Genomic DNA, 11,472 nt, shown 5'->3' on the forward strand with positions numbered 1-11,472 from the left:
TCTAACTTAGAGTTAACTATACGAGAGAAGTCATCCAAAGAAAAGGCGACGACTACCCTCGAATCGTTATGCCTTCGTTATTAGCCTTTAACTGCACCAGCAGAAAGTCCGCTTACCACGTAGCGTTGGGACACTAAAGCAATGATCAGAACTGGAAGTGTAATGATGCAGGCCGCAGCCATCAGCGCACCCCAGTTGATTTCGGAATAGGACATAAAGTTAAACACAGCGATCGGTAACGTTTTTGTTTTGTCCCCTGCCAAGATAACCGAGAACATGAAATTGTTCCACGAAAAGATGAAGGAGAGCAGCGATGCTGTAATAACACCTGGTCCTGAGATAGGCAAAATAATGCGCAGAAACACTTGATGATGCGTACATCCATCGATAAGTCCTGATTCTTCGATTTCCGTAGGAAGCGCCTCGAAAAAAGAAATCATAATCCAAATAATAAATGGTAATCCAACGAGCATATGACTAAGAATTAGTGCTGTATACGTGTCTACCAAATGGATCTTGGAGAACAGGATGAACCAAGGAATCAAGAATGTGATTCCCGGAATAATTCTCGCAACTAAGATGAGAAGCCCCAGCTTGTGAAGGTGATGTCTTGCAATGGCATATGCTGCCGGAAGACCTAGAATGAGAGATAAAAGCGTTGAACCAGCTGCAACAAGGAAACTATTCCAAATAAACTTCAGGAAATTGTACTCTTTGAATACACTGACATAGTTATGAAAAGTCGGTTTGAAAAAGAAGATATTGCCCGTCGATAAAATCTGTGATTGTGTCTTAAAAGAAGCCAATAACATCCAGATAAATGGAAAACCAAAAGCGATTAGGACTAGGAACGTTAGCAGAGTCAGTATAAATTTTAAGCCCTTCTTTGGCTTCATGATGAGGTTCCCTCCAATCGTTTGCGCATCCATATCATAAATAAAGTCAGTCCCATCACCAGAGCAAAGAAGATTACAAGTAACGATGAAGCCATACCCAGCTTAAAGTATTGGAAACCGAGCACATAACCATACAAGTTCAATGTCTCTGAAGCAAAATTCGGTCCGCCTTGTGTTGTCGCATAAATAATATCGAACGTCTTCAACACATCAATTAATCGTAGCATCGCCGCTACAATGATCGTAGGTTTCAGCAAGGGCAGCGTAATGGAAACGAATTTTCTCCATGCCGTTGCTCCGTCCACATCTGCCGCCTCATAAGGATCCGTTGGCAGTGTAGCTAAGCCTGCCATAATAATGAGGGCAATCATCGGTGTCCATTGCCAGACGTCTACAATAACCAGAGAAGGTATAACCTGATTAGGTGAAGCAAGCCATAGTAAGGGCTTCAAGCCCATCGATTTGAGCATCATATTCGCTATCCCGATGGTCGGCTCATAGATGAGCATCCACACCAAGCCCATAGCTACCGGTGTTGCTACCATGGGCAGCAGGAATACCGTTTTTACGAGGTTCTTGCCTTTGAATTCCCTCGACAGCAGCAAGGCAATCGCGATACCAAGGACAAGCTCAAGCCCAAGGGCCATGATCGTGAAGTAGAACGTTGAACCTGTTGCATGCCAAAAGCGCTCATCTTTGAATAGTGCAATATAATTCGACAGTCCTACAAAGAGTGGCGGCGTAGTTGCGGACATGCTCCACTCGTAGAAGCTGATTCGGAATGTATAGATGATTGGAAAAAGCATCATCAACAGGACGAAGATGACCGCCGGAAGTGTATAAATCCATTTTAAATTGCGGTTAAACCAACTGTATTGCATGACTTCATTCACCCTTCCTGATGAAATTGTACCCTTATGCAAAGGGTGAAGAGGGCCACTTGAGATGACCCTCATTTGCTACCAATCGTGCTGTATTTATTTCGTTTTATCTTTATCCATAATCGCTTGCAAAGCTGCATTCGCTTTGTCTGCTACTGGCTGAATGTTCGTTTCACCAGTCATTAATTTTTGTACGATTTCACCAACGGCATCACGAGCTTCACCTACACTAATTACTGTTGGACGGTCGTGGTCAACACCGTTTTTGGAGCTTTCTTTAATGATAGGAACAAGATCAGCTGGGAAGCCTGTCGTACCTTCTGGTTTATCCCATACCGATGCGCGAGCGCCTGGGTTCCCTTTTTGCTGTGTTTTCAACACGATATCTTTGCTTGTCGCCCATTCAATGAATGCCCAAGTCGCATCTTTGTTACCCGATTTGGCATTCATCGCAAGACCCCAAGATGTAATACTGTAAGGCTTAGATCCTGCTTTACCTGCTGGCATAACAGCAAAACCAACTTTATCGGCGACTTGGGACTTCGCTGGATCTATCGCATTTTGGTACAGCGAGTTCGCATCCGTTAAGAAAGCAACTTTCCCTTGAGCGAAAATACCGAAAGCTTGCGGCCAAGACATATTGAGTACGCCTGGAGGCGCATAATCCTTAAGTAAAGTGCCGTATGTTGTAAATGCTTTGATCGCTTCTGGCGTGTTAATGGCTGCTTTATCGCCATTCGTGAAGTCTGCACCTTCGGAATATAAGAAGGAAGAAACTTGCGTAACTAGCGGAGAACGTTGGCCCCTAGCTACAAAGCCGTACATTTCGTTTTTTGGATCATGCAGCTTCTTCACCGCAGCTTGCAGCTCGTCTAATGTTTTAGGCACAGCAATGCCAGCTTTTTGCAGCAAATCCTTGCGATAGTACAAAATTTCTTGTTCCGTGATGATCGGAATACCAGCTAGCTTCGCATCAACCGTTGTGGAACCAACAGCGGATTTAGCGAAATCGGCAAAGTCATAATTCTTCGCTTTTTGAGCGTAATCATCAAGCGGTTGAAGCCAACCGTTTTTATAGAATAATTTTCCTTCTTGCAGCGGACGATACATGAAAACGTCTGGTGTCGCAGAACCGGATGTAAATTGTACCGTTAATTTTTGCGTCAGTTGATCCTCGAAGAAGCTCTCCACGTTAACCTTAATGCCCGTTTCCTTCTCGAAGTCTGGAAGCAAAGGCTTGATTGCCTCCGCCCAAGGATGGTTCGCTGCTACTAAAGAAATCGTCTTTCCTGCAAAAGGCTTCGCATTAGCTGCGGTTGCGCCTGGTGAAGCTGCTGGCTGTTTCGATGTCTCCGGCGTGCTTCCGCATCCTGCAACAACCGTTGCTGCCATGATAACCGTCGTTCCAACACCGACCCATTGTTTCAATGATTTTTTCATCTGATATGTGACCTCCCAGGTAATCTGAAATGTATGTGCTTACATCTTTAAGATTACTTGATTTGTATATTCTGTTGATATAACGAAAATTAAACATGTATAACTACATGTGAAGGGAAAAGGTGTGTGGGGATGGGTCTCTGCGACAGAATGACAAGAACATTTTTGGAAAAAAAAGTCCACGGAAACGTAAAAAGACACCTAAATGTCTATTGGTCTCCGTAGACTGTCTTGCTCATACATATTTATACACCGAATAAAACGGCACATTTCTATTTCTGTCGAAACATTTTCTTAGTGTTAACTGATTTATATTCATGTTATCTCGGGGTTTCAGAGGAAAAGCCATGATTGTTTTTAGAGCTTTCAAGTAAATTTTTCTCGAAGGATTTGTAAAAATCCAGTTCTTCTTTAATAAATTTTTTGTATTTATCGTCTTCATTATCCTTAATATCTGAATTGTCAATAAAATTAATAATGATTAGCATCCCTTTTAAAGTTATAAAGTATTCATCAATGAGTGGCCTATTAATGTCACGGTACTTTTCTATAATATTTGAGTTATCAATATTGCTTATCGTATTTATTGAAAGAAATGAAGAATTATTATTTTGCGGTAAGTAAACAAAGTTTACTTTTATAAATAGATCAGAAGTTTCCGATTTATAGTAAGTTTCATATCGAGAAGGATATTTTATATTATTATTATTAACATCTGCTTTCCTAGAATCAATGTTATTATCCGGAAATGAAGTAGTTCTTACAACGAGATCATCAGGTGTGATCCTAGTGAAATTTGGTGATGGATTAAATGTGGATTTTAATTCAATGAATGTTTCTTTAAATTGCTCATAGGATAATATATCATTATTAACATTAGCAATCTCCCTATTATCTTTACTACAGCCAATTATACTTATTAGTAAAATTATTAATAATCCATTTTTTGTGGATATAATTTTCTTCATCAATTTTACTCTCCCTCTTTCTTTGTTAAAAAAAGGGCCAACTTAGAGCTGACCCTATTTACTATTGCTAATTAATTAGTCCAAGCTTCAGAGTGAACATCAACATAATCACTTTTGAAAACCGTTGCGTTAATTAAAGTATCCTTGTAGTATTTTACTGACAGATCTGCTGTATTTTGCGTGTATGTTCGTAGCAATCCTCCTGTGGCTTGTCCTTTATACCACATATCGATATATCCCCATTTATATGCAGGCACTTTTAGAGGACCACCCTTTATACCAACAGCCTCATTGGTTGAACGAGCGTCCTTATAACCTCCTCCAATTGTCGCGCCTAACTTGGCGAAGATACCAGCCTTAATCTCCCCAGTAAAGCTTATGCTCCCTGACCATTCCGAACCCTGACTTGTTGAGTAAGTAATTGACACTTCCATAGGGAATTCAGTACTATTTCGGCTGTTATCATGCGAATAAGAAGCGATTTTCTTAAATTTTAGAACTGTTGAATTCGAATTTGGAGTATAAGAATCGAAATAAGGTCCGATCGTGACATCCTGTGTAGTCATTAGCTGTGATTCGGGTATGCCATTTACTGTAGTTTCGGTCGCTGGACTTGTCACCACATTAATGTTTCTTGCAGCGTTTGCACTTAAGGGTAATGATAATAGTAAAGTAATGGAAAGCAAGGCCATTTTCACCTTCATTTTAGATACCTTCTTTCTTTTTTAAATTTATAGAAAAAAACCAGACTAGCGGCGTTTAGTGTTTGTTTCCTGATCGGTTTATCCGTTATAGAACAAAGATGTTAGGCCCATGTTCCTCAGATGATAGTCGTTGATAACAACAAGTAACACGATCCAGAAAACTCAACTTAGCTGTTCATTTCAAAAAAGAATGTTTTTATTTGATGGTGGCCACCATTCAAAGAAGAAGGTCATTGGTAGTTTATTCCAATTACTCCTATACATATATAAACGTGATGAGTGAATGTATTCTGACACGAATCTAAAATAAAATATTTTTGGGTAATTTTGAAAATAGTGTCAGGATTTATTCTCTTTCAACGTTTCATATTACGAGCAATTACTAATGAATATAGAAAAGAGGATAAAAGGAATGAGATCAACTAGAACATTTACAGTATTCATGATGGCATTCATTATGTTGTTATCGTTAGGAGTAAGTTATGTTGCTGCCAATGAGGGGAATCCACTGTTGGTGTGTCACCTCAAACATCCTTCGATCCTGGTTTCAAGGACCTCGAGAGTGGTGGTGGAGCTATTACAGATTTAGGAGGTGGGACGATTCGGGTAAATGGACAAACAAATGCAACTAAATATGTTGATACTATCGGTGTAAGAACTATTATTCAAAAATGGGATGGGTCTTCTTGGTTAGATGTATACACTAGTAGTGACGCTACTAATTCTAACAACATCAGCATTTATGTGTCCTATCAGCTCGCTGTTACTTCAGGTTATTATTATAGAGTTCAATCCGTCCATTGGACTGTGAAGGACAGAATTATGGAACAAGGAATTCGTTATTCTAGTTCAATCTTAATAAAATAATCAAATACGATTGAAATTAAAATACATGAAGAAAACCCGCTAAGTTTAATGATCTAGCTGGTTTTCTTCATATAATCTTAAACTATTTTAATGATTGGGCTAATTCAAGCATTTCGTCTCCGTTTAATTTACCGTAAATTTCAAATAGAATGTTATCCTTTAACCACTCTATTCTTGCTCCCCCCTCTGTGTATTCGATGAGTATTCCCTCATACCCACCAACTTCAACAGGTACTATTCGACCAGCGGTCTCAGTAATCGTTGACTTCCAACCTGTGCTTTTCTCAATAAGTTTTTTTTCTGACAATAAAATGAACTCATCGTTCTTTCGGTATTCTACCAATACATAATGATATTCTTTGTCATCATCAGGGAATAACTTCACTCGTTCCATATTATAGTTAGCCGGCAATATGCTAGGTACTGCAATATGAAATGAGAGTTTTTTATTAGCCTCTTCAAGTGAAGTTACTAAAGGCTGAACAATTTGATCTGAATTCTCATTTATTCTTACTGCATCGTAGCCCGGAGGTGGTACTGTTCGAGCACCTTGGATATTGTTTTTTTGTGTGCCATACAGCACTTGGACTACACCATTTTGTGCTTTTTTGACTATAGTAAATAGTTTTTGAAATGCGAAAGCACTCGATGTTGGAATTACAAGCCCAATTACCAGGGTAACTATTACAACAGCAATTCCAAAACGTAATGTTTGAGTATATTGTCTTCGTTTTTTACTTTGCACCGAGATCTTCTCTTGCATTCTTTCCCATGCTAAAGTCCCACCCGGAATCGTTATATCATCATAAGCTGATTTAACTGCTTGTTTTAGCTCTGAATCAGATAGTTTTTCTGTATGCGGATTCATTACCATCACCCCACTTGTTTATAAATACTTGGGCAAGCATAATTCTAGCTCTTGATAATCTCTTCATGAGAACATCGTGTGATATACCAAGTTCCTTTATGATTTCCTTATATGATAATTCCTCAATGTAATATAGCAGGAGGGCAATACGATACTCATACTTTAACTCCTGGATAGCCTCAAGTAAGGTTTCATTACGAATTAATGTCTCAACAGACCTCTCTACTACTTCTTGGGATATAAGGTCAGATTCGTTACTATTCATAACAAATTCAAGATGAATATTTTCACTATATTTTTGTGTAGACCTTATAAAGTCATAAGTCGTGTTTCTTGAAATTTGACTAACCCATGCTCGAAGATTTGAATCTTGTTTTAATCGTGGACCCGCTCGAAGTGCTTTAATAAAAGATTCTTGAATCACATCTTCAGTCATCTCATGATCCCTTGTCATGAAGTAGATTTTTTTATATACAAAATCACGAAAGGTAATAAATAATGTCCTTTGGATACTTGAGTTAAGTTTATAAACGTCACTTCGGAATAAACTAAACATCTCCTCAATTGTCATAGTTCTGATAAGTTATCTCTCCTATTCATTTGAAGTACATTTAAAAAATAATAAAGTTTTTTACCTATACCCCATTAATATTTCTACTAATTAATGCCAATTCCTTTTATTTTACTAAAATTCCCAATCAGGGATCCCCGAACTGAACTTCGAGAGTTAGTTCGTTATCGCCGAAGCATCATTGAAGAACGAGCTATACAACATAATCGGATTCAAAAAGTGTTGAAGAAGCAAATATCAAGCTTGGGTCTGTGGTTTCAGATATTATGGGTGTCTCATCTAAGGACATGCTTCGCGCCATCGCAGCAGTTGAAGAAGATCCGGAGAAATTAGCTAGCTTTGCTCGGTGAACTATGAAAAAGAAAAAGATGAACTTGAGCTCGTTCTTCGAGGTTGCGTTAATTCTCATCAACGCATGATACTTAAAACCATTTTAGGCCCTCATTGACTTCCTCACCGAACACAGGTACAAAAAGAGGTTGAGCTGCAGTCTTAAACTGCGGCTCAACCTCTTTTGTGGTGGAGACACTCCCTCCGTCTCCCCCATAGCTCTTCACGTTGCCTTCGGATGCACCATGTCTTCCGGACGTACATAGCTGTCAAACTGCTCAGCCGTTAAGTAGCCGCTGCGCACGGCTGACTCCTTCAGTGTCAGCCCTTCTTTGTGGGCTTGCTTCGCGATGCTGGCTGCTTTCTCATACCCGATATACGGGTTGAGCGCTGTAACCAGCATAAGGGATTGCTCAAGATTGCGCTGAATCACCTCTCGATTCGGCTCCATGCCAACGAGACAGTTATCGTTGAACGAGCGCATGCTATCAGCCAGCAGCCGCACGGACTGCAGGAAGTTGTGTATGATCACGGGCTTGAACACGTTCAGCTCGAAGTTGCCCTGACTGGCGGCGAAACCGATGGCCGCATCGTTGCCCATCACTTGGCAAACGACCATCGTCATCGCTTCGCTCTGCGTGGGGTTGACCTTGCCCGGCATGATCGAGCTGCCGGGCTCGTTCTCCGGGATCGTGATTTCACCGATCCCGCAGCGGGGACCGCTCGATAGCCACCGCACGTCATTGGCTATCTTCATTAAGTTCGCCGCCAACGCCTTCAGCGCGCCGTGGGCGTATACGATCTGATCATGGCTGGTCAGCGCATGATATTTGTTCTCGGCCGAGACGAAGCGTGTGCCCGTCTCGCGAGACAAAGCTTCGGCGACGCGCGCGCCGAACTCGGGATGCGCGTTCAGCCCGGTGCCGACGGCGGTGCCGCCGATCGCCAGCTCGCGCATCGTATCAACGCTGCTGCGCACCATGCGCGCCGTCTGCTCCAGCATCGCCCACCAGCCGCTAATCTCCTGCCCCAGCGTCAGCGGGGTAGCGTCCTGCAGGTGGGTGCGGCCGATCTTCACGATGTCGGCGAAAGCCGTCATCTTGCTGTGGAGCGTAGCCTGCAAAAGCTCCAGCGCAGGCAAAAGCTCCTCCTCCACCGCGATGACGCCAGCGACATGCATCGCGGTAGGGAATGTATCGTTTGAGCTTTGCGAACGATTCACATCATCATTGGGATGTATGCGTTCCCCGCCATCCCCCAGCAGTTCGCTGCCTCGGTGAGCAATCACCTCGTTGACGTTCATGTTCGACTGCGTCCCGCTGCCCGTCTGCCAGACGACGAGCGGGAACTCGTCGTTCCAGCGGCCTTCCACGATTTCATCGGCCGCCCGCGAAATCGCCTCCGCCTTCTCCGGAGTTAACCCGGCAAGCTCGCGGTTCACTTGCGCGGCGGCCTTTTTCAACAAGGCAAAAGCCCCAATCAGCCGCACCGGCATCCGCTCCGTGCCAATCTTGAAATTCTCAAAGCTCCGCTGCGTCTGAGCCCCCCATAACTTATCCACAGGTACTCTAATTTCACCCATCGTATCCTTTTCAACGCGATAATCTTTCGCCATTATGTACCGCCTCCTGGTCCTAGCTTCATATGCAAATGCAGATAAAATAAATTAACCAATCTACTGACAACATCAAACACGCAAGCCATAGTCTACCCACATTATGGCGCAGTATGAGCCATTTGCTGGTTTTCACACCCCTAGACGAGCTATAATCAAGGATAAACGACTCCGTCGTCCTTCAGGGACGAGCGCGTTTGTCAAGACTGATGACGCGAAGTGTAATAAAACTTATACTTTCTTATCTACGAACAAAAACACCTGCCCATGTCAGGTGGAAAGAAGGAGCTCATTTTCTTGGAATCCAAACTGGATATTATCGTCAGATCAACGGAAATTGATGTGAATGGACACGTCAATAATGCCAAATATTTGGAGTACCTGGAATGGGGGCGCGAGGAATGGTATGAGCAGTCCCAGCTATCCTATGAAACCTTTGGCGCGATGGGAATTCAAACCGTCACCGTGAACATCTCCATCAATTATAAAAAAGAATGCAAACAAGGAGATCAACTCACCGTCACCTGCCGCCCTGACAAAATGGGACGCTCCAGCTTTGTGCTGAAGCAAGAGATTTTCAACAAGCAAGGCGAGCTCTGTGCTGATGCCCTTGTGACCAGCGTAACGATGGACAGCACGACGCGTAAAAGCCGAGAAGCGCCGGAGGCGTTGCGGAAGCATTTTACATAAATAAATGCGATCTTAGACAGTGTCTGTGGATAACTTTTGACCGATTGTCGTCAGCAGTCCGTCCATGCTTGTTACGTTTTTTTCTTGCCAATAGTCATTCAGCCCTTGCTCGCCTTGTTTCGTCGCCCAATTCTGCAGGGTATTCCGCTCTCCTTCATAGGTATAAAAGGGAACACTGTAACCGCATGATGTTTTGACTTCATGGACCTGGACGACGATGATTTGCCGAGCTCCAGGCAGCAGCGTAAAGCGCGGAGACAGTTTCTCCCACTCTGGGGTCCCTGGCAAAACAACTTGCCCCTTCCCGTACAGGCGCAGTATCATTGGAGGTCCTTCTACGGCCGTGAACATCAACGTAATTCGTCCATTCTCCTCCAGATGCGCACTTGTCTCATTCCCGCTCCCCGTTAAGTCCAAATAAGCCACTTCATTCGCTGATAAAATACGCAGCACATCATGACCCTTCGGAGAAAGATTAACGTGCCCTTCCGCCGATAGCGGTGCCGACCCCACAAAGAAAATGTGCTGTTTCGCGATAAATGCTTCATGCTCTGGCAGCAGCGATTCGAAAGATTTCCCCATACGCGACTCATCGCCTTTCCATTTTCTTCTATTATGCTCTCCCTTACGATATTTGTGAAATAGTTAAAATAGACATCATTTATAGTCTTTACCTATGATTGTTAGCTGCAGCATTCTAATATTAAATAAACGGCCTGTATGTTTACTGGAAAATTGAGACATACTTAGTTAGTCAAAGATAAACGGCCAACGCTGTCCTTCCGGACGAGTACGTTTGTCAGGGTTGATGCCGAGTAAGTTAAGTTGCCAACTTATCCTTACCTAATCAACTGAAACTTAGAGGAGGTGATTTCAAATGTCAACGACCAACAGCAGTGATGATGTGGTGAGCCATGGCATTAATGCCGCACAGGCCAACGCGGAAGATAGCGAATCTAAACAAAAATTGGAAGAGTTAAACTCCATGCTCCAAGGTACAGCAACAAACTCCAGTGCCAATGAAGAAACGTCCTCACAGGAGTAGTCTGCCGCTAATCACTTTAGATGGTTAAGAATTAACATCGTTAGATAAGTACTATAAAAAGAGCAATTCCTGCTGGTCTATTGAGACCGGGGAAGAGCTCTTTTTTGGTATTAAAGGAGGATAGGCGGATGAACTGAGTGAACCCTGCTGCTAATTTCGAGCATTAGGGCGCTTTAACTACTCCATTTCGCCACACTTGCAGCCCATTCTTCTAGCCTTCAACTTCTGCACCCACCTTGAGATACACCACTTCTCCAAACTTCTGCTGATGTACTTCACATTTGCAATACACTTCTACACACTTTTACTTTTCCATCTGCCCTCAGACAGCTGAACCCTGCATCCTTCTACATCTCTACTCCTTTTTGTACTATTCCTCGCTTCCTCTACTCCACCTGATTACTCTCCGCCAATAAGAGTCTCTAGGAGTAAGTTTCACAATTCAAAACCCACGCCAGATAAGGGTTTCTGGCGGATGCAAAAAGGAGAACCTCCCCATCTAATCGAAAGTGTAAGTACCACCAAACACTAGAAGAGAAGGGAGTTCTCCTAATGTATTTGATTCGGCAGCAAAGCCTGTTTTCCCTGCAAGACCTA

At 42.8% G+C, this 11,472-nt stretch carries 12 protein-coding genes; 3 read left to right on the forward strand and 9 right to left on the reverse strand.

Annotation, left to right across the window (positions count from 1 at the left end):
• Window positions 1-80 precede the first annotated feature (80 nt).
• The 5 genes from G519_RS0120025 to G519_RS0120045 all read right to left on the reverse strand — a co-directional run bounded on the left by G519_RS0120025 (window position 81) and on the right by G519_RS0120045 (window position 4,889).
• A complete protein-coding gene (locus G519_RS0120025) occupies window positions 81-896 on the reverse strand; it encodes a carbohydrate ABC transporter permease (RefSeq protein ID WP_029196223.1) in 816 nt (271 codons plus the stop codon).
• Entirely contained in the window at window positions 893-1,777 is an 885-nt protein-coding gene (locus tag G519_RS0120030; protein ID WP_029196224.1) for a carbohydrate ABC transporter permease, read from the reverse strand. The genes G519_RS0120025 and G519_RS0120030 overlap by 4 nt, the downstream gene beginning before the upstream one ends.
• 96 nt (window positions 1,778-1,873) lie before the next feature.
• Window positions 1,874-3,217, reverse strand: a complete 1,344-nt coding sequence (locus tag G519_RS0120035) for an ABC transporter substrate-binding protein (RefSeq protein WP_029196225.1) — start codon at window positions 3,215-3,217, stop codon at window positions 1,874-1,876.
• A gap of 320 nt (window positions 3,218-3,537) precedes the next feature.
• Entirely contained in the window at window positions 3,538-4,185 is a 648-nt protein-coding gene (locus G519_RS0120040; protein ID WP_029196226.1) for a hypothetical protein, read from the reverse strand.
• Window positions 4,186-4,256: 71 nt separating this feature from the next.
• The gene (locus G519_RS0120045) at window positions 4,257-4,889 is read right to left on the reverse strand and encodes a hypothetical protein (protein ID WP_029196227.1); all 633 of its coding nucleotides are present in this window, start codon (window positions 4,887-4,889) and stop codon (window positions 4,257-4,259) included.
• 516 nt (window positions 4,890-5,405) lie between these two features.
• On the opposite strand from G519_RS0120045, the gene G519_RS0120050 reads away from it, so the two are divergent.
• Window positions 5,406-5,756 (forward strand): hypothetical protein, encoded by a 351-nt coding sequence (locus G519_RS0120050; protein WP_029196228.1) that lies wholly within the window; start codon window positions 5,406-5,408, stop codon window positions 5,754-5,756.
• 82 nt (window positions 5,757-5,838) lie between these two features.
• On the opposite strand, the gene G519_RS0120055 is transcribed toward G519_RS0120050, so the two are convergent.
• The 3 genes from G519_RS0120055 to fumC all read right to left on the reverse strand — a co-directional run bounded on the left by G519_RS0120055 (window position 5,839) and on the right by fumC (window position 9,140).
• Window positions 5,839-6,624, reverse strand: a complete 786-nt coding sequence (locus G519_RS0120055; protein ID WP_029196229.1) for a DUF4367 domain-containing protein — start codon at window positions 6,622-6,624, stop codon at window positions 5,839-5,841.
• Window positions 6,596-7,195 carry an RNA polymerase sigma factor gene (locus tag G519_RS0120060; RefSeq protein WP_029196230.1) on the reverse strand — a complete coding sequence of 200 codons (600 nt, stop codon included), beginning with the start codon at window positions 7,193-7,195 and terminating at the stop codon, window positions 6,596-6,598. Before G519_RS0120060 ends, G519_RS0120055 begins: the two co-directional genes overlap by 29 nt.
• A 553-nt stretch (window positions 7,196-7,748) precedes the next feature.
• The gene (gene fumC / locus G519_RS0120070; RefSeq protein ID WP_036633464.1) at window positions 7,749-9,140 is read right to left on the reverse strand and encodes a class II fumarate hydratase; all 1,392 of its coding nucleotides are present in this window, start codon (window positions 9,138-9,140) and stop codon (window positions 7,749-7,751) included.
• A gap of 297 nt (window positions 9,141-9,437) precedes the next feature.
• Between fumC and G519_RS0120075 the strand changes: the two genes are divergently transcribed.
• Window positions 9,438-9,830: an acyl-CoA thioesterase gene (locus G519_RS0120075; RefSeq protein WP_029196232.1), complete on the forward strand. Its 393-nt coding sequence runs from the start codon at window positions 9,438-9,440 to the stop codon at window positions 9,828-9,830.
• A 12-nt stretch (window positions 9,831-9,842) separates the two neighbouring features.
• Here the strand turns inward: G519_RS0120075 and G519_RS0120080 are convergent, their stop codons facing one another.
• Window positions 9,843-10,412: a pyridoxamine 5'-phosphate oxidase family protein gene (locus G519_RS0120080; protein WP_029196233.1), complete on the reverse strand. Its 570-nt coding sequence runs from the start codon at window positions 10,410-10,412 to the stop codon at window positions 9,843-9,845.
• A 295-nt stretch (window positions 10,413-10,707) separates the two neighbouring features.
• Between G519_RS0120080 and G519_RS50325 the strand changes: the two genes are divergently transcribed.
• Complete coding sequence (locus G519_RS50325) at window positions 10,708-10,875, forward strand: hypothetical protein (RefSeq protein WP_154669594.1); 168 nt, start codon at window positions 10,708-10,710, stop codon at window positions 10,873-10,875.
• The last annotated feature ends 597 nt before the right edge of the window (window positions 10,876-11,472 follow it).

It is taken from the genome of Paenibacillus alginolyticus DSM 5050 = NBRC 15375, assembly GCF_000422905.1.
GTDB lineage: Bacteria > Bacillota > Bacilli > Paenibacillales > NBRC-103111 > Paenibacillus_E > Paenibacillus_E alginolyticus.